The organism is Muriicola sp., from assembly GCF_049669965.1.
GTDB lineage: Bacteria > Bacteroidota > Bacteroidia > Flavobacteriales > Flavobacteriaceae > Muriicola.
In genome coordinates this window covers 1-25368 of record NZ_JBATLB010000122.1, presented here as the reverse complement: position 1 = coordinate 25368, position 25368 = coordinate 1, and the positions used below count along the sequence as shown (strand labels likewise).

The 25368-nt window shown below is 41.8% G+C and carries 21 protein-coding genes; 6 read left to right on the top strand and 15 right to left on the bottom strand.

Annotated features, from left to right (window positions below):
- Positions 1–29: 29 nt before the first annotated feature.
- The 4 genes from WBM49_RS06775 to WBM49_RS06760 form a co-directional block, all read right to left on the bottom strand.
- Positions 30–2516, bottom strand: a complete 2487-nt coding sequence (locus WBM49_RS06775; protein ID WP_424371298.1) for a ribonucleoside-diphosphate reductase subunit alpha — start codon at positions 2514–2516, stop codon at positions 30–32.
- A 121-nt stretch (positions 2517–2637) separates the two neighbouring features.
- Positions 2638–3624, bottom strand: a complete 987-nt coding sequence (locus WBM49_RS06770) for a ribonucleotide-diphosphate reductase subunit beta (RefSeq protein WP_424371297.1) — start codon at positions 3622–3624, stop codon at positions 2638–2640.
- 518 nt (positions 3625–4142) lie between these two features.
- The gene (locus WBM49_RS06765) at positions 4143–4313 is read right to left on the bottom strand and encodes a hypothetical protein (RefSeq protein ID WP_424371296.1); all 171 of its coding nucleotides are present in this window, start codon (positions 4311–4313) and stop codon (positions 4143–4145) included.
- A gap of 156 nt (positions 4314–4469) precedes the next feature.
- Positions 4470–5048: a DUF3109 family protein gene (locus tag WBM49_RS06760; protein WP_424371306.1), complete on the bottom strand. Its 579-nt coding sequence runs from the start codon at positions 5046–5048 to the stop codon at positions 4470–4472.
- Between the two features lie 124 nt (positions 5049–5172).
- Here WBM49_RS06760 and WBM49_RS06755 point away from each other — a divergent pair, with 124 nt between their 5' ends.
- Together WBM49_RS06755 and WBM49_RS06750 are read left to right on the top strand one after the other, a co-directional pair.
- Positions 5173–5748 (top strand): MarC family protein, encoded by a 576-nt coding sequence (locus tag WBM49_RS06755; protein WP_424371295.1) that lies wholly within the window; start codon positions 5173–5175, stop codon positions 5746–5748.
- A 25-nt stretch (positions 5749–5773) separates the two neighbouring features.
- Positions 5774–5977, top strand: coding sequence for a hypothetical protein (locus WBM49_RS06750; protein ID WP_424371294.1), 204 nt, complete (start codon positions 5774–5776; stop codon positions 5975–5977).
- 32 nt (positions 5978–6009) lie between these two features.
- On the opposite strand, the gene WBM49_RS06745 is transcribed toward WBM49_RS06750, so the two are convergent.
- From WBM49_RS06745 to WBM49_RS06730, 4 genes are all read right to left on the bottom strand, one after another.
- On the bottom strand, positions 6010–7614 hold the full coding sequence (locus WBM49_RS06745; RefSeq protein WP_424371293.1) for a S41 family peptidase: 1605 nt from the start codon (positions 7612–7614) through the stop codon (positions 6010–6012).
- Between the two features lie 6 nt (positions 7615–7620).
- Complete coding sequence (locus WBM49_RS06740) at positions 7621–8058, bottom strand: deoxycytidylate deaminase (protein ID WP_424371292.1); 438 nt, start codon at positions 8056–8058, stop codon at positions 7621–7623.
- Positions 8059–8220: 162 nt separating this feature from the next.
- Positions 8221–8805 (bottom strand): HupE/UreJ family protein, encoded by a 585-nt coding sequence (locus WBM49_RS06735; RefSeq protein ID WP_424371291.1) that lies wholly within the window; start codon positions 8803–8805, stop codon positions 8221–8223.
- Between the two features lie 15 nt (positions 8806–8820).
- Positions 8821–9552 carry a TerB family tellurite resistance protein gene (locus WBM49_RS06730; RefSeq protein WP_424371290.1) on the bottom strand — a complete coding sequence of 244 codons (732 nt, stop codon included), beginning with the start codon at positions 9550–9552 and terminating at the stop codon, positions 8821–8823.
- A gap of 127 nt (positions 9553–9679) precedes the next feature.
- Between WBM49_RS06730 and WBM49_RS06725 the strand changes: the two genes are divergently transcribed.
- The 4 genes from WBM49_RS06725 to WBM49_RS06710 all read left to right on the top strand — a co-directional run bounded on the left by WBM49_RS06725 (position 9680) and on the right by WBM49_RS06710 (position 13082).
- On the top strand, positions 9680–10090 hold the full coding sequence (locus WBM49_RS06725) for a BrxA/BrxB family bacilliredoxin (protein WP_424371289.1): 411 nt from the start codon (positions 9680–9682) through the stop codon (positions 10088–10090).
- A 61-nt stretch (positions 10091–10151) separates the two neighbouring features.
- The gene (locus tag WBM49_RS06720; protein ID WP_424371288.1) at positions 10152–10889 is read left to right on the top strand and encodes a lysophospholipid acyltransferase family protein; all 738 of its coding nucleotides are present in this window, start codon (positions 10152–10154) and stop codon (positions 10887–10889) included.
- Entirely contained in the window at positions 10886–11545 is a 660-nt protein-coding gene (locus tag WBM49_RS06715; protein WP_424371287.1) for an HD domain-containing protein, read from the top strand. The genes WBM49_RS06720 and WBM49_RS06715 overlap by 4 nt, the downstream gene beginning before the upstream one ends.
- Positions 11546–11657: 112 nt before the next feature.
- Positions 11658–13082, top strand: a complete 1425-nt coding sequence (locus tag WBM49_RS06710; RefSeq protein WP_424371286.1) for a Gfo/Idh/MocA family protein — start codon at positions 11658–11660, stop codon at positions 13080–13082.
- On the opposite strand, the gene WBM49_RS06705 is transcribed toward WBM49_RS06710, so the two are convergent.
- From WBM49_RS06705 to WBM49_RS06675, 7 genes are all read right to left on the bottom strand, one after another.
- Positions 13074–14144 (bottom strand): PA0069 family radical SAM protein, encoded by a 1071-nt coding sequence (locus tag WBM49_RS06705; RefSeq protein WP_424371285.1) that lies wholly within the window; start codon positions 14142–14144, stop codon positions 13074–13076. The two genes, WBM49_RS06710 and WBM49_RS06705, sit on opposite strands and share 9 nt — an antisense overlap.
- A 61-nt stretch (positions 14145–14205) precedes the next feature.
- A complete protein-coding gene (locus tag WBM49_RS06700; protein ID WP_424371284.1) occupies positions 14206–15756 on the bottom strand; it encodes a hypothetical protein in 1551 nt (516 codons plus the stop codon).
- 28 nt (positions 15757–15784) lie between these two features.
- Positions 15785–16567: an enoyl-CoA hydratase/isomerase family protein gene (locus WBM49_RS06695; RefSeq protein ID WP_424371283.1), complete on the bottom strand. Its 783-nt coding sequence runs from the start codon at positions 16565–16567 to the stop codon at positions 15785–15787.
- Positions 16568–16576: 9 nt separating this feature from the next.
- The gene (locus WBM49_RS06690; protein ID WP_424371305.1) at positions 16577–17989 is read right to left on the bottom strand and encodes an ATP-binding protein; all 1413 of its coding nucleotides are present in this window, start codon (positions 17987–17989) and stop codon (positions 16577–16579) included.
- 133 nt (positions 17990–18122) lie between these two features.
- Positions 18123–18674, bottom strand: coding sequence for a CopD family protein (locus WBM49_RS06685; protein WP_424371282.1), 552 nt, complete (start codon positions 18672–18674; stop codon positions 18123–18125).
- Positions 18674–21805, bottom strand: a complete 3132-nt coding sequence (locus WBM49_RS06680) for a WD40/YVTN/BNR-like repeat-containing protein (protein ID WP_424371281.1) — start codon at positions 21803–21805, stop codon at positions 18674–18676. The genes WBM49_RS06685 and WBM49_RS06680 overlap by 1 nt, the downstream gene beginning before the upstream one ends.
- 99 nt (positions 21806–21904) lie before the next feature.
- On the bottom strand, positions 21905–25033 hold the full coding sequence (locus tag WBM49_RS06675) for a WD40/YVTN/BNR-like repeat-containing protein (protein ID WP_424371280.1): 3129 nt from the start codon (positions 25031–25033) through the stop codon (positions 21905–21907).
- Between the last annotated feature and the right edge of the window lie 335 nt (positions 25034–25368).

Sequence of the window (25368 nt, the reverse complement as noted above, 5' to 3'; positions counted from 1 at the left end):
TTCGTTCATTTACTCTTCTCTCTATATTTTTAAGAACCACACATCAGACAATCGTCGTCTGCCTCGCCAGCTTTCGCCTGAGCAATTAAAGCTTTCATTTCTTCTGGTGATAAAGGAGTTACATCTGTTTCTTCTTGCTGAACAGGAGTAGTTTGTACCTGTAAAGCTTCTGCCGACTTTGGATCGGGAGCAGATGCCGCCATTACCTCGGCTTCGGCAGCAATACTTACCGGCACTTCCTTTTTCTTAGTATTATCTAGCGTAAATTTAATCGCATCTACCGCCGCTTTGGTTCTCAGATAGTACATCCCGGTCTTTAAACCACTTTTCCAGGCGTAGAAATGCATAGAAGTAAGTTTAGAGTAATTGGCATTTTCCATGAATAAGTTCAGTGACTGACTCTGATCTATGAAGTAGCCTCGCTGTCTGGACATATCAATAATGTCTTTCATACTCAATTCCCAAACTGTTTTGTACAGCTCTTTGATATCCTCAGGGATTCCTTTAATATGCTGTACAGAACCGTTGGCCCTCATTAACTCCTGCTTTAGATTTTCGTTCCACAAGCCTAACTCTACCAGGTCTTCCAAAAGGTGTTTATTTACTACAATAAACTCTCCCGAAAGAACTCTCCTGGTATAAATATTTGAGGTGTAAGGTTCAAAGCATTCGTTATTTCCAAGGATCTGAGACGTAGAAGCCGTTGGCATAGGTGCTACCAGGAGTGAATTACGAACCCCGTGTTTTTTGACGCTTTTTCTAAGTTTATCCCAGTCCCAACGTCCGGATAGTTCTTCATCTTTAATGCCCCATAAGTTATGTTGAAACTTGCCCTCTGAAATGGGTGACCCTTTATAAGTTGAATAAGGACCTTCTTCTTTGGCCGCTTCCATAGAGGCTGTAACCGCAGCAAAATAGAGTGTTTCAAATATTTCCTGATTCAGCTTTCTTGCCTCATCACTTGTAAAAGGTAATCTAAGTAAGATAAACGCGTCCGCTAACCCTTGCACACCCAAACCTATGGGTCGGTGACGCATGTTGGAGTTTTCCGCTTCTTTAATAGGATAGTAGTTACGGTCTATCACCCTATTCAGGTTTTTGGTAACCCTCTTGGTTACACGATATAACTCTTTGTGATCAAAGCTATCATTCTTAATAAACATAGGAAGTGCAATAGAAGCAAGATTACAAACAGCTACTTCATCTGATGAGGTGTATTCCATGATCTCCGTACATAAGTTCGAAGATCTGATGGTTCCCAGATTCTTTTGATTGCTCTTACGGTTGGCCGCATCTTTATATAACATATAAGGGGTACCAGTTTCAATCTGTGATTCAAGGATCTTCTCCCAAAGTTCTCTGGCCCTTATTGTTTTTCTTCCTTTGCTTTCCGCTTCATAGCGAGTGTATAATTCTTCAAACTCTTCACTGTGAGTAGTGAATAAGCCGGGACATTCATTTGGACACATAAGGGTCCAATCTCCATCGGCCTCTACTCGTTTCATAAACAGATCTGGGATCCACATGGCATAGAAAAGGTCGCGTGCACGCATTTCTTCCTTTCCATGGTTTTTTTTCAACTCCAGGAATTCAAAAATGTCTGCATGCCATGGTTCTATATAAATTGCAAAGCTCCCTTTTCTCTTTCCACCTCCCTGATCTACATACCTCGCGGTATCATTGAAAACTTGAAGCATAGGAACAATTCCATTGGAGGTGCCATTGGTGCCAGCAATGTATGAGCCGGTAGCTCTAACATTATGAATAGACAAACCTATTCCTCCAGCAGACTGCGATATTTTAGCCGTATTTTTAAGAGTATCGTAGATCCCATCGATACTATCGTCTTTCATTGCCAAAAGAAAACAAGAAGACATCTGAGGTTTTGGGGTCCCGGAATTAAACAGGGTTGGGGTGGCATGGGTAAAATACTTCTTGGACATTAACTCATAGGTCTCTATGGCTGATTCCAGATCATTCAAGTGAATCCCTATGGAAACCCGCATAAGCATATGCTGAGGTCTTTCAACAATTTTACCGTTCAACTTGAGCAGATAAGACCTTTCCAAAGTTTTAAAACCGAAATAATCGTAGCCAAAATCGCGGTTATAAATAATGGTCGAATCCAAAACGTCTGCGTTTTCAGAAACTACTTTATACACCTCATCAGACAACAAGGGGGCCTTCTTCCCTGTTCTCGGATTTACGTATTCGTGCAAATCCTTCATAGTTTCGGAGAACGACTTTTTAGTATTCTTGTGAAGGTTGGACACAGAGATACGTGCAGCGAGCTTGGCGTAATCGGGATGTGCCGTAGTTAAGGTGGCAGATATCTCCGCAGCCAAATTATCGAGTTCGGATGTGGTGACCCCATCGTAGAGGCCCTCAATTACCCTCATGGCCACTTTTACAGGGTCTACCAGGTCGTTAAGGCCATAACACAATTTACGAACTCTGGCCGTGATCTTATCGAACATCATTGGCTCTTTTCTGCCGTCTCTTTTTACTACAAACATCTTGCTACAATTTTTTAATTAGTACACTTTGGTTGGGTTAAATTCTTTACAAAAAACTTAACATTTTAAAAATAGGTCACAAAAAACCCTGTTTTCTCAGGGTTTTTTGGAAAGGGATCTTTTAAAAATCTGCGTCGAAACTGATCTTTTGGGAATCTGCATCCTGCTCTTTATTCAAGACACCGGCTTTCTGATATTCGGATACGCGTTTTTCAAAGAAATTAGTTTTTCCCTGAAGTGAGATCATATCCATGAAATCAAATGGGTTAGTGGAATTAAATACTCTTTCGCACTCGAGTTCTACCAGAAGTCTGTCTGTCACGAATTCCAGATATTGGGTCATCAGCTTCGCATTCATCCCAATAAGACTTGCAGGTAAGGATTCTGTGATGAACTCACGCTCTATATTCAACGCGTCGACCAGGATCTCGGTAATGCGTTCCTTAGGTACCTTATTTACTAAATGCTTGTTGTGCAAATGCACAGCATAGTCACAATGCATTCCTTCATCTCTTGAAATCAATTCGTTAGAGAAGGTAAGTCCCGGCATTAGGCCTCTTTTCTTTAACCAAAATATAGAGCAAAATGCCCCGGAGAAAAAGATTCCTTCTACCGCTGCAAAGGCGATCAGTCTTTCAGCAAAGCTTGGAGAATCTATCCATTTTAATGCCCAGTCGGCTTTTTTCTTAATGGCCGGGAAATTCTCAATGGCTTTAAATAACAAATTCTTTTCCTTCTCATCCTTAACATACGTATCGATCAGGAGTGAATAGGTTTCGGAATGAATGTTTTCCATCATGATCTGAAACCCATAGAAGAATTTTGCTTCCGAATACTGTACTTCGTTGACAAAATTTTCTGCCAGGTTTTCATTCACGATTCCGTCCGAAGCTGCAAAAAAGGCCAGAATATGCTTAATGAAGTATTTCTCATCATCATTTAGCTTATTGTTCCAATCTGCCAGGTCTTGATGAAGGTCTATTTCCTCGGCAGTCCAAAAACAAGCCTCGCATTTCTTGTACCACTCCCAAAGATCATGATGTTTAATTGGAAAGATTACAAATCTATCTTCATTTTCTTCTAAGATTGGTTCTACGGCTTTTGACATTTTTTATTCTTTTTAGTGTTAGTTTTTAAGTGCGAAAAGTAGGACGAGCTGGGACTAACAAAGATTGAAAAATGTTATTAAATTGTAAAGTCTGTTTCAGGAGAAGAGGCTCAAAGTTTTTAACACAGCCTGTTGAAATCTAAGCTCGCCTGCTATGTTTGTTACCCTTGGGTGATTCTGCTTTTCTGTATAAATTTTTTTGGCGCCTTCAACACTTAAAGAATAGACCAGAAAGTATATTTAATAATACCGGCCAGTGTTGAAACACATTCCATTCATGTATCCCTTTGTGAGCAGGGATCTCAAAGCAAAACACCCTCTTTTTACTCTGTAGTTATGGTGCCTTGAGGAGGAATGAGTATTTGAAGTCAGATGAGAGGGGAAGCACAGATCTTGTCTGTAAATTTGGAATAGTCCGCCTTTTTAAAATGATAACTGATCTCCGACGGAAGGGATAAACGAAATATTTGCTATACTTATATGTACAGAGCTACTAAATAATTTGAAGTAAAATTGGGTTACTTGGCAGGCTCATTGCTGCCGGTGGTAGATTCCTGGGCCAGGGAATTCTGCCCGTTAACTTCCATGGCAACCTTTTCAGCAGATGCTGCACGGTCATTGTTCTCTGTAATGGACGCAATAATTAGGACGAACACCAGCAATAGAAACAATAAAACACATTTTCTCATGGTAGGGTAATTGGTTGTGCTATTAGCCCTTTTGTACATCTTTGATTCTAAACAAAATTGAAAGAGATGTATATTAGGGATTGGAAAGTTAGAGAATGTCTCAGGGATTCGAAATATTTTCTGTTAACGGTACAGAATTCTCTATGAACTACCTAATTACGGTTTTGAAGAATGGTATTCTTCTGCAATATCTTCCAATTCTGCATACCATTTTTTTCCAAATTTTCGGATCAGGGCATCCTTCACAAACCGATATATAGGAACTTGTAGGCTTTCGCCTAACTGGCAGGCAGGGTCACAAAGCTGCCATTTATGATAATTCACCGCGGTTAGCTCTGTATATTCTGTAACTCGGATCGGATACAGATGGCAGGATACAGGCTTCTTCCATTTAGTAACGCCTTTTTCATAAGCTTGTTCCAGGCCGCATTTAGCAATATTCTGTTCATTGAAAATTACATAGGCACACTCACTGTTGCCAACAAGAGGAGTTTCCCATTCCCCGTCTTCCCCTTTTACAAAGGCACCTTGTGCTTCAATGGCCTCAATGCCTTCCTCACGAAGAAATGGTTTAACCCTGGCGTAGATATCCACCAGAATTTCTGTCTCTTTTTCCGTAAGTGGCGCCCCGGCATCTCCGTCCACACAACATGCTCCCTTACATGCAGAGAGATTACACACAAAGTCTTTTTCAATGATCTCTTCAGAAACCAAGGTCTTACCTAACTGGAACATCTTCTGATAATAAGCTTCAAAGATACTTTTTTCGCCACTATTTCCGATGATAATATTTGCGGAGCGCTGTCGTCCGGGACTCAAAATATATACTACTTTTGCACAACCATAAAAGTGAGTTAAAATGCATTTAGATCTCAGGGAAATAGTAACTGCCAGTATAGTTCTTTTTGCCGTTATAGATATCGTTGGAAGCATCCCAATTATAATCAACCTGCGAAAAAAAGTGGGGCATATTCATTCCGAAAAGGCTTCAATCGTTGCAGCATGCATCATGGTAGCGTTCTTATTTGTAGGTGAAGAGATCCTGAATCTAATACGAATAGATGTATACTCGTTTGCCGTGGCTGGAGCTTTTATCATTTTCTTTCTGGCGATAGAAATGATACTGGGAATTACCCTTTATCGCGATGATGAACCAGAATCTGCTTCCATAGTCCCTATAGCTTTTCCACTCATTGCAGGAGCCGGTACAATGACGGCGCTCCTATCCTTGCGCGCCGAATTTTATGTGGAAAACATTATTGCGGCCATTATTGTGAATATTATCTTTGTTTACCTGGTCCTAAAATCTTCTTCTAAGATTGAACGTATCATGGGTAAGGGTGGTTTAAGTGTGATAAGGAAAGTTTTTGGGGTCATATTATTAGCTATAGCCGTTAAATTATTTGCAACAAATATTAATCAATTGTTCCCTTAGCCTAAATTCTGAATAAAGCGATATTATGAATAAAAAACTTACCCTGGTTCTGATCATTTTAGCCCTTGCGCTGATAGCTTATAATGTAACCATCATAGATTTTTCAAATCCCTTAGGAGAGGACAGTATTATTGCCGTTATAGGAGTCATCGCAGCCCTATGCGCCATCATATTGTTGCTCATTCTTCTTACCGCTAAAAACATTCAAAAAAAGATAGACGAGAAATAGGCTTCACCTGCAACGAAAAGATACTTGTGGTTTTAATCTTTTCCCATTTCTTTAAGCAATGGCTTATCCAGTTCTAACACCTTTTGCAACATAGGATCAATGACTCCTTTGATCTTGGCACTGACATTTGAAGAAAACAATTGTTCTGCAAGGGCAGCTTTCAGATATAATTTAATACGTTGGTCATTGGCGTAAAAATCCATTCGTATATTATTACCAACGGCATAATCCACAAATTGCTCAAATAAGATGTCATCTACAGTAAAGTTCCTTATAAAGTCGTATTCTTTCTCCTCGGCATAACGTTCACGATCGTCTTCCAGATGTTCGAAGATAAATCTAGAGATAAAGCCAAGGCTTTCCATGCTTTTTATGGTCTCTTCCTCCATATTTCCAATTGGCACAAACACATCAGGGATGATACCCCCTCCACCGTAGACCACCTTGCCCTTAGGTGTAGTGAATTTTAATGAGTCTGCCACTTTTATGCTATCTGCAGATCTTAATTCCCCATTCTCATATCGGGCCTCAAATCGTTCATAATAGTCTTCGTTCCCGTTTTTATAGGTTCTTTGGATAGATCGGCCCGTTGGTGTATAATATCTAGACACCGTTAAACGCACTGCAGAACCATCTCCCAGGGCCATCTCCCGTTGTACCAACCCTTTTCCAAAAGATCTTCTGCCAACAATAGTCCCTACATCATTATCCTGTAATGCCCCGGCGATGATCTCACTGGCGGAGGCAGAGCGTTCATTAATGAGTACATAGACCGGCTTGTCCTCAAAAGAACCGGCATCGGAGGCAAACATCTTCTCTATTTTTCCTTTTTTATTCTTGGTAAAAAGGATGAGTTTCCCATCCTCCAGAAATTCATCGGCCATTTGCTCGGCAATCCCCAAATACCCCCCGGGGTTATCACGGAGGTCCAGGGTAATTTTCTTGGCTCCATTTTTCTGTAAGGAAAGAAGTGCTTTTTTGAACTCCTTATAGGTAGACTCTGCAAACCTGTTGATCTTAATATACCCCATATCTCGCGAAAGCATGTAATAGGCCTCTACGCTTTTTATTGGTACTCTGTCTCTTTTAAGGGTAACCGTAAAGAAGTTGTCTTCTTTTTTTCGATATACCTTTAGATCTACGGTAGAACCTATTTCTCCTTTTAAGGTGCTGACGATGCGGCTACTGGGTAAATTCTTGCCGTACAAGGTATCCTTATCTGCCACTAATATTCTGTCGCCCGGCTCTATCCCTTTCAGAAAACTTGGCCCGTTCTCAATGGTACGGATCACCGTAATAGTGTCCTTGTACATATAAAAATTGATGCCAATGCCCACAAAGTCGCCTTTCATATTCTCAGAAACCTGAGTTAGTTCCTCCTTTGGGATATACACAGAATGAGGATCTAGTTTTTCAAGAATATTGTTTACGGCAACATCCACAATGCTATCGGTATTGATCTCATCCACATACTCATAATCTATGTAATCTATGAGTCGGTTGAGTTTATCTTTCTTAGAATTGGTCGTAAAGAGTTTCTCTGGGGAATCGTTAAAATGTAGTTTTCCTCCAATCAGGACACCCAATGCCATCGCCAGGGCAATGATCATGGGCCATATGTAATGATATTTCTTCATGAAATCTTATTCTTCTTCCTGAATAGTAGGGAGGTGTTCTAATACAACGCCTGCTTTTTCCAGGAATTGTAATCCGGAGCCATCCTTATAAGCTATTTGGTATACTACACGTTTTATGCCAGATTGATGAATTAGTTTGCTGCATTCCCTGCAAGGGGATAAGGTTATATACAATGTGGCTCCTTCGCAAGACTGGGTAGAAGCTGCCACTTTAGAAAGTGCATTTGCTTCTGCATGTAATACGTACCATTTAGTATATCCTTCATCGTCTTCGCAAATATTCTCAAATCCTGTTGGGGTGCCATTATACCCGTCAGAAATAATCATCCGGTCCTTTACCACAATAGCTCCCACTTGCCTCCGAACACAATAGGACAATTTCCCCCATTCATGGGCCATCCTTAAATAGGCCCTGTCATACTTCAATTGTTTCTTTTTTGTCACTAACTTACTGTTCGTTTAATTCCTCAAATCCTTGAAGAGCACTAAGATACCTGCTTTGGGATAGTTCGACAACCATAAATGGTTAATATTTAATTAAATCCGATAAGAAGAAGCTTGCGAATTCCTTGTTCGCGAAAGCGTGTCTTGCACCTCCAGAAGGTCTTACAGGGGCCATGTATTATATATCATCGGTAAAGTAATAAGGATCACGATCATTGAGAGGCCCAATACAAAATACCTTTTAGGGAGTGATAACACTTCAACAAGTATAAATGCCAGGAGCAAGATTGCCATAATTATTACGATCTGGGATATCTCTATTCCGGTGGCAAAACCAAGTAACGGATTTAATTTGTTAACCTCCCCTGCCATAAGCATTTTAAAATAATTGGAGAACCCGAATCCATGGATGAGTCCAAAAATGGCAGTAGAGGTGGCTTGTAGTTTAAAAGTTAGTTCGGAATCCTTATTTATAACTTCTCTTATATTAAACAGTGCGGTTACTAAGATGGTGATCGGAATTAGAAATTCTATCCAATTTACATTCACCGTGGCAAGTTCATAAACAGAAAAGGTCAAAGAAAGGCAGTGTGCTATTGTAAAAATGGTAACCAGCGCTACAATCCGTCTCCAGAGCGGAAAGCTAAAGGGAATAGCCAGGGCGGTTAAGAATAGGATATGGTCATACGCATGAATGTCTAGTACATGACCCAGTCCCAATTCTACATAAAATATGAATTCTTCCAAGTTGCTATCAAAAGATTACATTCCCCGTTCTTGTTGGATCTGTTCATAGGCTTTTTGCACTTCCTTGAACTTCTCCTCGGCCCCTTTTTTGATGGCCTCATTTTCGGTATTGACCCTGTCCGGGTGATATTTCTTAGCCATGGTTCTGTACGCTTTCTTTACTTCCTCATCTGAGACACTTTTCTCTATCTCCAGGATCTTATAGGCATTGTCCGCAGCCTTAACAAACATGGCCTTAATACTCTCATAGTCGTTTGTGCCAATACGCAAATACCTGGCAATTTCCAGGATCTTTTCAATCTCAGGAGGGCTTATTGAGCCGTCAGACTGGGCAATGGCAAACAAGAAATGCAGAAGTTGCAGGCGTACTTCGTAACGCGTGCGCTGATTCAGGAAAGTGCAAATCCTTTCTGCTGAGATCTCCCGTTTTTTATTTACCTCATTAAAGGTTCTGAAGATGGCATTGGCCTTCTCTTTTCCATAGGTGTTTAAAAAGTACTGCCGTACATAGTCTAATTCGCGTTGACTCACCTGTCCATCTGCCTTGATGACTATAGAGCATAAAGAAAGTAAATTCAACTCAAAGTCGGCCGGTGAAACTTTTTGTCTGGATAGGTCCTCAAAAATAGACCGAGCATTGGAGCCAGAGCCTAAATTATCCATAAAACTGCCTACCAGAAAACCAATGATGGCTCCCGGTAATCGAAATAAAAAATACCCTAATATGGCGGCGATCCAACGAATCATGTGCTGTAAAAAATTTTGGCAAAGATAAGGTTAAACCAGTAATTAGCCTGTAGTCCCTTAAGAAAGCTTTAGCTTAATAGTTGTACATTTTGGTTATCTTTGTGGGGAATAAAAATAAAAATATACTATGTATCCGGCAGAATTAGTAAAACCCATGAGACAAGACCTTGCTTCGGCTGGTTTTGAAGAATTATATACTGCAGAGGCTGTTGAAAAAGCCATAAAAAAAGATGGCACCACCCTGGTGGTCGTAAACTCTGTCTGTGGTTGTGCAGCGGCAAATGCAAGGCCTGCGGCCAAAATAAGCTTGCGAAATGATAAAAAGCCAAATCATTTAATCACGGTATTTGCAGGCGTAGACACAGAAGCTGTGGACGCAGCGCGCAATCTAATGGTTCCCTTTCCCCCGTCATCGCCCAGTATGGCTCTTTTTAAAGACGGAGAATTGGTTCACATGATCGAAAGACATCATATAGAAGGAAGACCTGCAGAAATGATTGCTGAAAATCTGGCAGAAGCTTATAACCAGTTCTGTTAGACCACAATAATTTTATCTTGTACACCGCACTTATCAAAGTGCGGTTTTTTATTTTTGTACCATGCGCAAGATTCTGGCATATCCGTTAACCTGTATTTATTTCCTTTTTTTCGGAATAGCGCTACTATTTTTTCATCCCATACAATGGATATGTTTTAACTGGTTTGGATATGATGCCCATCAAAAAAGTGTAAGCTACCTCAACCTCACACTGATGTGGTGCACCTACTTACTGGGGACCAGATACACTTTTCAAAATGATCATACCATTCCTACAGGAGTACCTCTGATCATTGTTTCGAATCACCAAAGTATGAACGATATACCCCCAATTATCTGGTATATGAGAAAGTATCATCCAAAATTTGTAAGTAAGATAGAACTAGGCAAAGGTATTCCCAGTGTTTCGTATAACCTAAGGCACGGAGGCTCTGCTCTGATAGACAGGAAAGATAGTAGACAAGCCTTGGTTGCGATCGCCAATTTGGGTAAATATATAGAAACTAATAAAAGAAGTGCCGTTATCTTCCCTGAGGGTACCCGAAGCAGAACCGGACATCCAAAGAAATTTCAGCCCACAGGGTTAAAAGTGCTCATGAAACAAGCCCCTTCGGCACTATTAGTGCCTATTAGCATCAACAATTCCTGGAAGATATTGCGCTACGGTAAATTCCCATATGGCATTGGCTCCCATTTGTATTTTAAAGTTCATCCCCCCATAAAAAATACCGGAGATTTTGATACTTTATTGGCGAAAGTAGAAGAGGTTATTACTAATGATATACGCGTTACTGCATGAACACAACCTCTTTAGTAGAAGATACCATCAGCTTTGTCAAAAAGACCCTTCATGATGCAGAGGCAGGGCACGACTGGTTCCATACCCAACGTGTTTTTAACAATGCCCTATTGATCGCAAAGGATGAAAAGGCAGACGTTCTGGTGGTTAGCCTTGGAGCCTTGTTACACGATATTGCCGATGCCAAATTTCACCATGGAGATGAATCTGTAGGTCCTGAGATGGCCGGAGAATTCCTGAGGTCGCTAAAGGTTGACAAAAAGGTCATAAAAAAGGTGGTTTATATAATTGAACATATTTCCTTTAAAAATAGCGTGGGTATTAAAAGGAAAAAAAGACACCCCATTGAACTGCAGATAGTTCAGGATGCAGACAGATTAGACGCTATTGGTGCGATAGGAATTGCTAGGGCTTTTCACTACGGAGGTTTTAAGAACAGAAAGTTGTACGATCCGGACATAGCCCCTAAATTAGATCAGACCAAAGAGGAATACAAGAAGTCGGATAGCCCTACTCTCAACCATTTTTACGAAAAACTCCTTCTCCTAAAAGACAAGATGAATACCAAAACGGGCACAAAGATCGCTTTAAAAAGACATGCTTTTCTCTTAGAGTTTCTGGAGCAATTCTATGCAGAATGGAATGGGACCCGCTAAGATGCGTTGTTAGATTGCTTAGGCGGTAACCGTAGTTTTCTAAGGACACTGATGTTATTCTGAGGATTACTTTTTTTTGTATCTTCCTGCTTCATACAAAAACATTTCCCATATGCAAAGGCGAAAATTTATCAAGAATGTAACAGCCTCTACGGCTGTTTTTTCAATTGTACCAAGTTATGTTCTGGGAAAAGGTCATGTTCCCCCTAGTGATACACTTTATATAGGTGCATTTGGAGTTGGAGGGCGAGGTGCAGGTGTTATCAGAGGACTGCAGGAAACAGCGAAAGTGAAATTTGTTTCCTTTTGTGATGTAGATGACAGAAGGGCGGCAGAAACTTATGCGCTCTACCCGGACGTTAAACGTTATAAAGATTTTCGTAAGGTATACGATAAACAACTCAAGGATATAGATGCCATTATGGTAGCCACACCAGACCATACACATGCTACCATAGCCTTACCGTTTATGCGGGCGAAAAAACACGCCTATGTGGAAAAACCCCTCACCCATAATATTGCCGAAGCTCGATTGATGACTAAGGTAGCCAGGGAAAACGGGATCGTAACTCAAATGGGCAACCAGGGAGCCTCTAGTGATGGGAGCAGACAGGCCAAAGAATGGATCAATTCCGGCGTAATAGGAAAAGTAGAACGCGTAGATTGCTGGACGAACAGACCTGTTTGGCCCCAGGGAATTCCGCTTCCCGTGGGGAAGGACGAGATCCCGGAAGGTCTGGATTGGGATCTGTGGTTAGGTCCTGCGGCGCAAAGAGATTACAATAATTCCTATTTGCCTTTTAAATGGCGTGGATGGTGGGACTTTGGCACCGGAGCTCTTGGCGATATGGGATGCCATATCATGGAAACACCATTTGGCGTATTAGATCTTGGGTATCCTACCGAGGCAGAGGCCAGTTGTACCACAAACTGGGTAGGCGATTTTGTAGAAGCAGATTACAGTGCTTCCTGCCCAGCCTCCTCTATTGTCCGTTTAAAATTCAATACACAACAACATGGGGATATTGCCTTAAATTGGTATGATGGAGGTATAATGCCCGATCTTCCGGATGAATTAAAAGATGGGGAGACTATAGGCGATTCTGGTGGAGGTTCTGTTTTTTATGGAACTAAAGGGATTCTGGTGTGTGATGTTTATTCGAGAAATGCCAGACTCCTCCCTTCTGAAATGATGGGTCTATTTACTCCTCCAACTCCAACCCTTACGCGTATTGAGGGCAGCACCGGGGGTCATCAACGAAATTGGGTAGAAGGATGCTTACAAGGCACCCCTACCTCTTCTGATTTTGAGCGTTCAGGTCCACTTACGGAAGCCGTTCTTATGGGGAATTTAGCCATTAAGGCATTTCAATACAAAGAAATTGTGGCCCCGGAGGAACCTGGAGGAAGATCATCTATCATAAAACCAGGAAGAAAAAAATTACTTTGGGAAGGTGAATCTATGCGAGTGACCAATTTTGAAAAGGCCAATGAGTGGGTGAAAGGTACCTATCGTAAAGGGTGGGAATTAAAATAATTTCCATTGCCCATTTTTATGGATCTCATAGAGGTCTTTGTTCAGTTTGGGAAAGGACCGCCCTTCGAAATAGGTGCGTCTCGCAAGTTTAGAAAGGTCGTGTATTTGCTTTGCAAAAACCCCTTCTCCCTTATTTCGTATCCCAAATCTGTTATCATTTAGGCTACCCCCATGACAACTCGCTATCTGGTTCAACACCTTGGTTGCTTTATCGGGCATCGTTCGTTGTATCCAGTCAGTAAAAAGGAACCCAATGGCTCCATTGAGTCGTACTACTGTGAAGACAAAGGATAGGGCGCCATGATCGGCAACGGCACGGGCCAGTTGCAGGAGTTCATGACTGTTGATCCCAGGTATTATTGGCGCCAACATTGCATTAACCGGAATCTTATGCTCGGAAAGTATTTTGATGGTTTCTAAGCGTTTAGTGATCGTTGCCGTACGTGGTTCCAAAAGGCGTCTTGTCTTTTCCGATAAAGAGGTTACCGAAACATTTACTCCAATAAGTCCGTCTTTATTCAATTCCTTTAGAAGATCCAGGTCTCTTAAGATCAAAGAATTTTTAGTGATAATTCCTACCGGGTGTTTGTATTTTAAGAATACCTCTAAACACGCCCGGGTTATTTTGTATTTCTTTTCAGCAGGTTGATAACAATCCGTATTTCCTGAAAGGACAATTGTTTCTGCCTTCCATTGTTTACCGGAAAGCTTTTCTTCCAGGAGTTGAGGCGCATTTTCCTTGATCAATATCTTTCTTTCAAAATCGAGTCCCGCACTATACCCCCAAAACTCATGGGTATTGCGGGCATAACAGTAGATACATCCGTGCTCACATCCCTGGTAAGGATTCATGGAATAGGCCATCCCTACATCGGGACTGGTAACCTTATTCACAATGGTCTTTGGAAAAATTGGCAGGTACTCTGTTTTGCTTTTTTCAGGAAGCTCTCCTTCCTTATGGCAGTATTCCAGAAAATCATCTCTCATTTCTGAATAGAATTCCTGGAACTTATTAGGTGAATTTTGTTGTGCACCCCTTCCTTTGAGAGGATCTGTAGTCATACAAATAGGAATATATCCAAATATATGGATTTATTCCTAAATATGATATTGATCTTAAAAATTACTGAATAGCGACGTTCACCAATTGTTTTTTGTTGCCTCTTTTGGCATAAAAAAGCATCTTGCCATTGGTTTCATCCTTGAGTGGATTTGAAACTTTCAAAGGTAAACGGGCCTCTTTTGAATCTATGATCTTTTCATAGCTCATCTGACCCTCTTTATTTAACTGAATCACAAATACATTTCTATTACGGCTCAATCCTTGCTTAAAGATGATGCGTTCCTTATTCAGGACCTGCGGATTATCTGCAGCGGTGCTTATAAAGAAGTAGGTATTGCCATCTTTGGTAAACGCACTGTAAGAGGCATAATCCCCATCTCCTTGTGTCACTTCAGATTTATTGATATTACGCGCCCATACCATATTACCTTCTTCATCCAATTTGGCACTCACAATATCATTGTGATGAAAGCGCTCTACACGTAGTCTGCCACCGCTCGAATTGGCCTGCACGCTATTCGTTACGAAATACTCTTCTGCATTGAATAAAATTGAATTATCTGGCGTCACGGCCACATTCTTAAAGACCAGGTTCTTCACCTCTTTGTCATATTCTTGCCCAAATTTATCCATCATAAACTGCTCGGAAAATGGATTGTATTTTCTGTTTTTTACGGCAAGAGAAACAGGGTCTAATTTGAAATACGCTAAACCGTTGTATCTGTTATCCTTGCGATCTGCATAAAATCCAATACATATCAAGTTCCCCTGATTGAGAATAGGCGTTAAGGATTCTGAGTATTTCCCCGGGGTATCGAAATTCTGAGTTTTAATACCCTGAGCATTTAGCTGAATGAGTTCGTATTGAAATTTTCGCTCCAGAGCCGTAAAACGTTTCTTTTTAAAGTAGGCCTTCCCAATTATGTACACATTAGACATATCATTGGAAACCGCCATGCGTTCAAAGGCGTAATTCTTTTCTTCTACTTCGTCCGAAAAATCCTGATACAGGACTCTTTTGAGGGATGCTGTAAAGAGAAATATATCGTGTCTGTTATTTTTGCCTTTTTTGTAATGGGTACTGATCACAAATCCATTTTTATCCTCAGAGAATAATACAGTGGTCGTAAATCCGGAATTAAAATTTCTATTATAGTAATTTTTATCCAAGGGATTACTTACCGGATCTGAAGGAAAGGACACCAACTTCTCCCTGGTAAAGGAAAATGGATCAAGTGGACTTCTATGCGCCCAGTATTCATAGGTGCCTTCTTCAATATTGTATTCCAGAAACAACAAATAAAGTTGCCCGTTCTTAAGGTACCCATCCACAAATTCAGGGCCTTTAAACTTGTAATTATACTCAGAGAGCAATTGCATTTCCTTGTTGTAATGTTCTATCACATATCCCTTGGGTCGTAAGATAAGTCCTGTATAATAAGCCCTAACAAGGATAGTTCCTCCTGTGCCATCTTCGGCGATAGTGAGTAGATTGGAATATTTATACCGGTCATTATATTTCTCTCCAAAGGTATAATCCATTGGAAATTCCTGTGCCCAGACAAGAAAGCTCATTAAAAAGAGCCCCAGAAAAAGGGATATTTTTTGCATACTTAGTATTTTAAAATAAAGGATGTTCCTACGAACCGGGGAAGGAGGCTTTTCGCTTCTCGAGAAAGGCTGTGGTACCTTCTTTAAAATCATCTGTGCCAAAACATTCTCCAAATGCTTTTACCTCAACATCATACCCCTGAACACCATTGTTAAAACCCGCATTTATGGCTTTTATTGCCTGACTAATGGCCATGGGAGAATTTTTAGCTATTTTTTTGGCGATCGACCTGCAAAAATCGAGTAGTTCTTCAATGGAAGTTACATGGTTTACCAGGCCAAATTCTATGGCTCTTTCCACATCGATCATCCCTCCCGTCATAATCATTTCCATGGCTCTTCCCTTTCCTATTAATTGTGGAAGGCGCTGCGTACCCCCATATCCCGGAATAACTCCCAAAGAAACCTCGGGCAGGCCCATTCTGGCATTATGACTGGCCACTCTGAAATGACAGGCCATTGCAAGCTCTAATCCACCTCCCAAGGCATACCCATTAATTGCAGCGATCACTGGCTTGGAGAGGTTCTCAATAAAACTAAAAAGTAATTCTTGTCCCTGTGCAGCCAATTGCCCACCTTGTTTGGTGTTGAAGTGGGCAAATTCTGAAATATCGGCCCCTGCCACAAAAGCCTTTTCCTCACTTCCGGTGAGAATTATAACTCGTACTTTCTTGTTCTTTTCCAGAGCCTTAAAGGCCAAATGCAATTCTTTGATGGTAGACGTGTTCAGTGCATTCAATTTCTTTGGCCTGTTGATGGTAACCATCGCCAGGCTATCTTCTAATTCAACGTATATATTATTGTATTCCATAATGATTGTTTATACATTTTCCTTGGGAAATCGCACGGTAAAAACCGATCCTTTTTTAGGTTGTGAGGTAAGTGTTATGGTTCCCTTATACGTTTCCACAATGTTCTTTACCATTCCCAGGCCAAGGCCCATCCCACTAGATTTTGTGGTGAACTTGGGCTCAAATACCTTTTCCTTTACCTCATCTGAAATACCGATACCATTATCTGCCACCGAGATTTTAACATAAGCCCCATCCGATACCACAGAAACTAAAATGCGCGGTGATTCCACGTCTGGGACCGCCTGTATCGCATTCTTCACCAAATTTGTTACCACGCGTATCAATTGTGTCCTGTCTAATTTCGCAATTATTTCTTCTTCTTCTGAGATAAAATGGATGTAATTCTCATTAAATATATCAAGTGCCAGTTTTACCGTCTTAACCACGTTCAGTGTTTCGTTCTGTTGGGCGGGCATTTCAGCAAAGCTAGAGAATGCCGAGGCAATACTACTCATCATATCTATTTGCTGGATCAGCGTTTTAGAGAACTCTTCTATTTTTACTTTCGCTTCCGGGTCTGAAGGTTCAAACTTACGCTCAAAACTCTGTACGGTAAGCCGCATTGGCGTTAATGGATTCTTTATTTCGTGGGCCACTTGTTTTGCCATTTCCCGCCAGGCTTGTTCCCTTTCACTTCTGGCAAGTTTCGCTGCGCTTTGCTCCAGTTCATCGATCATTTCATTATAGGAATCAATCAACTTCCCAATTTCCTCGCTGGGATTCTTTACAAAGATTTTTTCATTTCGTTTGGTGAGCCCTGTTTGATGGAGTTTATCTGATATATTTTCCAGGGATCGAGTGATATATTTGGAAATAAAATAGGCCAGGAAAATAGCAATGACAAACATGATCAGATACACCCCTCCAAGGCGCAACAGGAACTCCCTCAACTCCATGCTATTAAAGGAATTGTCCTCGTAATACGGCAAATTGAGAATACCAATGGGTTTAAACCTCAGGTCAGTGATATAGGTATAAGAGGACTGATATTTATTTCCGGCCACCAGATTATCTTCCACATATCTTTTCAGGGCGCTTTCTTTCAGACTGTTCAAAATATCTGCGTGCAGGCATTGAGAAATGGAGTCAATATTGAATTTTGGCCGGGAACTTTTTATTAGATTACCTTCCAGATCGTAAATATTAAAATTTACATTCTGCACATCGGCAATACGATAGATTTCATCCTTGAAAATAAGTCCAAGATTTTCAGAGATCACCGGATAGGTAGTTGACTGCAGGGTATAGGTGATGCTCTGTTTGATCTGCTCTTCCTTGCGTTCCAAACGATCCTGATGATAATCTTGTGACTGTTCCCTGTATTGATAGATGGTTACCCCTGCAATCAGCACAGAAGCGATCAGCACTAAAAATATCATGGTAACAAAAATCCTGGACCGCAGGGAGAACTTCTTAAACAAGGCTCTTTATTTTGGTCTTAAAGATAGCAATAATCAGTCCAAAAAGTATAGGTGATAAGTAAGTAGTAGCATTCAGAATAATGGGTCTGGCCTATGCCTCCGGATTCTTCTCGCGTAACCTTTTATAAAGTTTTATCCCCAGCATCAGCAATACAGCTAAAACAATAATCCCCACCAGGCCATATATCCAATTAAATGCATTCTTAAGAATGGCCAGAAAGGTAACCGCAAAAAGTACCACCGTTGCCCCTTCATTCCAAATTCGCATAAAGTTGGAGGTGTACTTTACCTCATTTCTCTGGAGTTGGATGAATATTTGATGAGTCTTCAAATGATACACAATCAGAAGTGTTACAAACAGCAGTTTAACATGCATCCAGGGCTGATCTAACCATCCGGGCATTATCACCAATAACCACAGTGCGAAAATGGTAGCTAAGATTGCTGAAGGCCATGTAATGATGTACCAAAGTCTTTTGGTCATCAATTTTAACTGTTCCGATAAAATACCTTTGTCCGGATTTGGTTTAGCCTGAGCTTCAATATGATAAATAAATAGCCTTGGGATGTAAAACAAGCCAGCAAACCAGGTGATCACAAAAATCAGATGCAACGATTTGATGTAATTATAATATTCTCCCATTAATTACCGCTTTGTATGGCCCCTATTCCTGCATCCCAGAGGGTCTTATTGTAGTTGGGCAAGGAAGAATCCAAAAAGTTCAGAGCCCTTGTCCTTAAACCTTCCCACTGCGAATCTAATACCAATTTTCGGTCTTTGGACCCCATATTTACCCTGGGAATTACACTATTGGACTGATTGATCAAAAAGATATATTCTGCCGTGAATTTATTTGGGAAATTCTCAACATCGTCATACGCTTGTGATTTCCGTTGAATCATCTCCTCGTCCCATTTTACCAGGTCTTTCAACAACGCTTCTCCTGCCTCTTTGGTGTCACCCGTTTCAATCGTTGCCAATAGAGTCTTTAGCTGTTGTTGTACCTTGTATAATTTATTTACAAGCTGGTGCATTTCGTTGAGCTTGGTCTCCATTTCCGTCATAAAAGCATCGAATTCCTCGTACTGTGCCTTAGGAACATCAAAACCAGGGGTGGCCACAATTTTTCCTGAAGAGGTAACCGTATTCCCATCGTGTTTTAAACGTATTGTATAGTCTCCGGGGGGTGCCTTGTGACCTTCAAAACCAGCTTCTATATACACTCCGGGTATTCCTTCCATGATAGGGTAGTTAAGATCCCAGACAAATCTGTTTAAGCCTGTTTCTTTTGATAAAACTGGTGCAGGAGGAGGGCCACCTCCATTGTGTTTTTGATAAGTAGTGTCCTTCACTGAACTAAAACTCCTAATAACCTGGCCTTGAGAATTTAATATTTCCATAGATAAAGGCGTCTCAACATCTGTTTTGGGCAATTCGTAATACAGCACCATCCCGTTGGCCGGATTCACACCCTCATATGGGTGTGTTCCGTTAAAATCCTTGGAATTTGTATTTAAAGGACTTCCCCAGGAAGCATTGAGCGCCTCTTCTGGCTGCATGATCTTTAAGCCATTGACTCCCAAATTATACTGTGCAAGGGCCGCCAGATCATCTAGTATCCAGAAAGACCGTCCTGAGGTAGCAACCACTAAATCGCCCTGATGTACCTTAAGGTCTGTAATAGGTGTCTTGGGCAAGTTCAATTGAAAAGGTTCCCAACTTGCACCATCGTTCCAGGAAATATATATTCCCTTTTCGGTTCCCACATACAAAAGTCCTTTTCTGGAGGTATCTTCCCGCACTACCCTTGTAAAGGCCCCATAGGGAATTCCGGCGCTGATGTTGGTCCAGGTTTTTCCATAATTAATGGTTTTATAAATGGCCGGACTATAGTCATTAAATTTATACCTGGTGGTTGCGATATAGGCAGTGCCAGCATCATGAGGTGAGACCTCAATAGCATTGATCAGGGATTCCTGCAAGCCTTTAGGAGTAACATTTTCCCAGGTTGTTCCACCGTTTTTGGTTAGGTATACCAATCCGTCATCACTGCCGGTCCAATAGACCCCTTTCTCATGGGGAGATTCTATCATATAGGCAATGGTCCCGTAATTTTCAGCGCCCACTGCCTCATTCGTATACGGCCCGCCTCCATTTCCTTGTTTATCATCCATATCTCTGGTAAGATCGGGGGATATCTCCTCCCATGTTTTACCCATATCTTTAGTTCTTAGAACCAATTGTGCACAGTGAAAAAAGGTGTTGGGTTCGTGTTGTGACCGGATGATGGGTGCATTCCAATTGAAAAGGTATTTCATGTCCCTGGCTTCTCTGCCAAGATACTGAATAGGAGCTGCCAGGATCTTTGTCTCCGACTTTGTCTGTGCATCCAGCAGATCAATATACCCTAAATAACTCCCGCCAAGTACATACCTTGGGTTGTCCGGATCAAAGGCCAGAAACGCACTTTCTCCTCCTGCAGAATACGACCAGTCGTGCTCATCAATGCCTCCCCTCGATAAGGAGAGATGGGCTATCCTTACTGAGGTATTATCTTGCTGGCCGCCATAAATATTGTATGGGAAAAGTCGGTCGGTACTGATCCTGTAAAACTGTGCTGTTGGCATAATATCCTGAGAAGACCAGGTTTTGGCATAGTCAAAACTAACGGCCGCCCCTCCATCATTGGCAATGATCATATTCTTGGAATTGTCCGGATTGATCCAGAGATCATGGTAGTCGCCATGAGTGCCTGAAATCTCTTCCCAGCTGGCCCCACCATCAAAAGATCTAAGGGCCTGGGCACTCATCACGTAGACCGTATTTTCATCATTTGGATCCGGAAAAACCTCAATATAATACCAGGCACGTTGCACCAAACGGTTATCCCCACTGATCATATTCCAGGAATGCCCTGCATCATTAGAAACGAATAATCCCCCCTTATCCTTATCCGAATCACTTTCCACCAGGGCATATACTTTATTGGGATTAGCCTGACTAACCGCAATGGCCATTTTTCCTTTTTCTTCGGGAAGGCCTTTATGTATCTGTTTCCAGGTCTCGCCCCCATCGGTAGATTTGTATAAGCCACTCCCGGAACCTCCACTAACCACCATGTTTGGTTTGCGTTGATGATGCCACATGCTGGCATAGAGCACTTCAGGGGTAGATAAATCCATCGAAAGTTCATTACATCCTGTGAGATCATTGACGTAAAGTATTTGTTTCCAACTAAGTCCACCGTCCGTACTTTTATAGATCCCCCTTTCCTTGGTTGGTCCGTATAGGGCCCCCTGAGCGGCTATAAAGACGATGTCCGGATTTGTAGGATGGATGACAATTCGTGCTATGTGCTGTGTCTTTTCAAGGCCCATTTTTTTCCAGGTCTTTCCAGCATCTGTGGATTTATACACCCCGTCTCCATACGAGGTCATTACCCCGCGTACCGCGTGTTCTCCCATCCCACAATACACAATGTTAGGATTGGAAGCCGAAACGGCCACGGCCCCAACAGATCCCATTTCAAAAAACCCATCTGAAATATTATCCCATTTTCTACCTGCATCCTGTGTCTTCCATAAACCTCCACCCGTGGTACCCATATAATAAGTTAAGGGGTCCCCAATAACTCCGGTTGCAGTTACAGAACGCCCCCCTCTAAATGGACCTATATTTCTGTACTTCAGTGGCTTAAAATACTCTTCTGCCGTTTGCGCTACTACAGTTCCTACTAACAGAAAGGCCATTAATCCAAATATTCGTCGTTTCATAATTTGTTGTGAGGTTTTACTACTATTCTTATTCTTTGTGCTCTAATACAACAGATCCCCGGGTTTCATATACGGGGATATGAACTGGTTATTGCCTTTTTATTCTATAAAGAGATAATTTAATTGCAGCGTATTGAAGGCCTCATTAAATGCTTTGATCTCCTGAGAGACCAGGGCGTCGAACTGCTTCAGTTCTGCTTCTATTTCTGTAGTTAGCTCATTCTTAACCACAATGTCCTGCTCGGTTGGATGAAAATCATCTATAGAGACCAGACTATTCAGATGGGCTAGTTTATTGGTAAGCCTAATCGGAAAATTCAAAGGATCTTGTCCGCTTCTGTTTTGTGTCTGATACAGGGCTTTCTCCACTTCACCAAAATCTTTTTTCATTTTCTTGGCCTTCTCTACCAATTCTTTGGTAGCCTCATTTCCTTTGTATTGCGTCATAAAAGCATCGAGCTGCTCGGTTATCTTTCTGATCTTTTTGATAGAGGCATGTGCCTTGTCTACCGTACTGTTAATACCTGAGATAAAATCGTATTGTTTTTGCATGTCTGCTACACTCACCTCCGCCCTTGGATCCGGGAGGATGTTTAATGTTTGGGTCTGTGTATTGCCATTAACATTCAAATGCACTTTATAAGACCCGGGGACCGCTTTGGCACCATCAAGATTGGCCCACCACAAGATCATTCCCTTAAATTCTTGAGCCCCTTTACCCCTAGTATCCCAGACATGGGTATTACCACCTTTTTTCGCTTTCAACTTTTTATCAGTTTCTTTGGCAAAGGTGCTGAAGTTGGCCAGGGTGTCTCCTGCCATAGTCGTATAGGTCAGGGAAATGCTATCCTTTTCGGAGAGGTCATTTAGATAAAAATGTGAGATCACACCATTTGGATGATTCTGACCTTCCGTTTTGGAAGGAGCTCTGCTGGTCCCCCCTTTTGTTCTGTAGGCATCCTTGGGTTTAAACAGCATAGCCTTCCCTGTAGAAATACCCTCATTTAGCTGATGTAATACCGTAAGATCATCAATGATCCAAAGGCTTCGCCCCTGGGTGGCTACAATGAGGTTATTGTCTTTCACCGCTAAATCGGTAATGGGCACAATAGGTAAATTTAACTGAAAGGGTTTCCAGCTACGACCGTCATTAAATGAGATGTACATTCCTGTTTCTGTACCCGCGTATAGAAGTCCTTTTCTTTTAGGATCTTCCCGCACCACTCTGGTAAAATGTTCCGAATCTATACCATTGGTGATTTTCTGCCAGGTCTTGCCGTAGTCTGTCGTCTTGTATAAATAAGGTTGAAAATCGCCTAGCTTATACCGTGTGGCAGCTACATAACACGTGCCTTCATCGAATGCCGACGGCTCAATGCTATTTACCATGGACCAATCGGGCATATTTGCCGGAGTTACATTCTCCCAGTTTCCTCCTCCATCTCTTGAAACGTGTATAAGTCCATCGTCGCTCCCCACCCATAGCAGTCCTTCTTTCAACGGACTTTCATTGGCTGCAAAAATGGTACAATAATATTCTACTCCAGTGTTGTCCTGGGTAATAGGACCTCCACTCGAAACTAATTTATCCGGATCGTTTCTGGTAAGATCTCCGCTCAACAATTGCCAGCTTTGTCCTTCATTGGTGCTCATATGCACATGATTGGAAAAGGTGTACAACTTTTTGGGATCGTGTTTACTGAAAATGATCGGAAAATTCCATTGAAATCGATATTTCATCCCTTCAGCTCCGTATCCCATGGGGTTGTCTGGCCAAACATTGATGCCACGAACGGTATTTGCGTCGTGGTTCACTCTTGTTAGAAAACCCCCGTAACTCCCTCCGTATACTATATTATTATTCTCCGGATCTACAGCGATATGGGCCGATTCGCCCCCTGCGGTAGGCTCCCAATCGTTATCTCCAATACTTCTTTCGTCACTGCGATGTTTTATCCGGATAGTTGAATTATCCTGCTGCGCGGCATAGATGCGATACGGGAAGGCATTGTCTGTCGTAACCCTGTAAAATTGTGCGGTAGGCTGATTGTAATAGGTGCTCCACGTTTGTCCGCCATCATAAGATATCTGAGCGCCTCCATCGTCCCCAATGATCATTCTTTTAGGGTCTTCCGGCGCTATCCAAAGGTCGTGGTGATCCCCATGTGGGGCATTAAAGGTGTCGAAGCTTTTACCGCCATCCGTGGATTTATGGTAACGCACATTAAGAACGTATACTACATCTTCATTTTCGGTATCGGCATAGACACGGGTATAATACCAGGCACGCTGACGCAGCATTCTTTCAGAATTAACTAAACTCCATTTTTTTCCACCGTCATCCGAACGATACAGCCCACCTTTATCTTTATTTTCAACGATGGCCCATACCCTTTGGGCATTTTTTGGAGATACGGTTACACCAATGATCCCTAAGGTATCATTTGGAAACCCCTCGTTCTTGGAGATTTCTGTCCAGCTTTCTCCGCTGTCAGTACTCTTCCAAAGTGCCGATCCGTCTCCCCCGCTACTAAGGCTGTAAGGAGTTCTTTTGGCGCGCCAGGTAGAGGCATACATGATCCTGGGATTGGTTGGGTCTACTACCAGGTCTACTGCACCTGCCTGGTCGTTTACGAATAAGGTCCTTCTCCAGGTAGTTCCGCCATCTTCACTCTTATAGATCCCTCTTTCCTGTGAGGGTTTATAGATGTCTCCAAGAACTGCTGCATATACGGTATTGGGATCATTTGGATGAATACGAATACGAGGTACATGCCTGCTGTTTTTAAGGCCCATGGATTTCCAGGTCTTGCCTGCATCTACGGTTTTCCAGATCCCATAGCCCGAAGAAACATTCCCTCGTAGGGTTTTTTCCCCACCTCCAACATAGATCACGTTGTGATCACTTTGCGCAACCTCTACGGCTCCTATACTTCCTCCAAAAAATCCATCAGAGATATTTTCCCAGGTTCTGCCTCCGTCCATGGTCTTCCAAACTCCGCCGCCTGTAGCTCCGAAGTAAAAGAGATTAGGCTGCCCGGGAACTCCGGTTACCGCAGCAGATCTGCCTCCCCGAAAGGGACCTACCAGGCGGTATTCCAGGCTAGAATAAAGCGCTTCAGGAATTGGATCTGAAACAACTGTTTTTGAGCGCCTTTGCGCATTTGTTGTGAGAATCAATGAAAAGAAGGCCAAAAATAAGGCCAGTTGATACGTCTTGAAATTCATTTTAATAGTTCTTGGAGTTTGTAAGTGTTAAATGTACCAAAAAAGACTAGAATGAAAAACGTCTATTTTTATCGAACTGCACTTGTTTGAGTTCCGTTTTGTTTTTATCTCTTTACGAGTCCAGATGTTTTGTGAATTACGGGTGAATGTTCTATTGCTAATTCGTACCTTTTTGAGGATAATCTTACCAATACAGAAAATGAATACAGAAGCTAAATTAGCTACAAGCTTAAAGCTTATCCTCTTCGTTATATGCCTTGTAAATCTTATTGGCTGTGATTCAGCAGACCGGGCTGCAGAACTAAAGGAAACTATTTACAATAACCCGGATTTCA

Bases quoted from the DNA above. Each gene is read 5' to 3' on its own strand.
- WBM49_RS06775 (WP_424371298.1), bottom strand. From the start codon at position 2,516: ATGTTTGTAGTAAAAAGAGACGGCAGAAAAGAGCCAATGATGTTCGAT.
- WBM49_RS06770 (WP_424371297.1), bottom strand. From the start codon at position 3,624: ATGTCAAAAGCCGTAGAACCAATCTTAGAAGAAAATGAAGATAGATTT.
- WBM49_RS06765 (WP_424371296.1), bottom strand. From the start codon at position 4,313: ATGAGAAAATGTGTTTTATTGTTTCTATTGCTGGTGTTCGTCCTAATT.
- WBM49_RS06760 (WP_424371306.1), bottom strand. From the start codon at position 5,048: ATGTTCCAGTTAGGTAAGACCTTGGTTTCTGAAGAGATCATTGAAAAA.
- WBM49_RS06755 (WP_424371295.1), top strand. From the start codon at position 5,173: ATGCATTTAGATCTCAGGGAAATAGTAACTGCCAGTATAGTTCTTTTT.
- WBM49_RS06750 (WP_424371294.1), top strand. From the start codon at position 5,774: ATGAATAAAAAACTTACCCTGGTTCTGATCATTTTAGCCCTTGCGCTG.
- WBM49_RS06745 (WP_424371293.1), bottom strand. From the start codon at position 7,614: ATGAAGAAATATCATTACATATGGCCCATGATCATTGCCCTGGCGATG.
- WBM49_RS06730 (WP_424371290.1), bottom strand. From the start codon at position 9,552: ATGATTCGTTGGATCGCCGCCATATTAGGGTATTTTTTATTTCGATTA.
- WBM49_RS06725 (WP_424371289.1), top strand. From the start codon at position 9,680: ATGTATCCGGCAGAATTAGTAAAACCCATGAGACAAGACCTTGCTTCG.
- WBM49_RS06720 (WP_424371288.1), top strand. From the start codon at position 10,152: ATGCGCAAGATTCTGGCATATCCGTTAACCTGTATTTATTTCCTTTTT.
- WBM49_RS06715 (WP_424371287.1), top strand. From the start codon at position 10,886: ATGAACACAACCTCTTTAGTAGAAGATACCATCAGCTTTGTCAAAAAG.
- WBM49_RS06710 (WP_424371286.1), top strand. From the start codon at position 11,658: ATGCAAAGGCGAAAATTTATCAAGAATGTAACAGCCTCTACGGCTGTT.
- WBM49_RS06705 (WP_424371285.1), bottom strand. From the start codon at position 14,144: ATGACTACAGATCCTCTCAAAGGAAGGGGTGCACAACAAAATTCACCT.
- WBM49_RS06700 (WP_424371284.1), bottom strand. From the start codon at position 15,756: ATGCAAAAAATATCCCTTTTTCTGGGGCTCTTTTTAATGAGCTTTCTT.
- WBM49_RS06695 (WP_424371283.1), bottom strand. From the start codon at position 16,567: ATGGAATACAATAATATATACGTTGAATTAGAAGATAGCCTGGCGATG.
- WBM49_RS06690 (WP_424371305.1), bottom strand. From the start codon at position 17,989: ATGATATTTTTAGTGCTGATCGCTTCTGTGCTGATTGCAGGGGTAACC.
- WBM49_RS06685 (WP_424371282.1), bottom strand. From the start codon at position 18,674: ATGGGAGAATATTATAATTACATCAAATCGTTGCATCTGATTTTTGTG.
- WBM49_RS06680 (WP_424371281.1), bottom strand. From the start codon at position 21,805: ATGAAACGACGAATATTTGGATTAATGGCCTTTCTGTTAGTAGGAACT.
- WBM49_RS06675 (WP_424371280.1), bottom strand. From the start codon at position 25,033: ATGAATTTCAAGACGTATCAACTGGCCTTATTTTTGGCCTTCTTTTCA.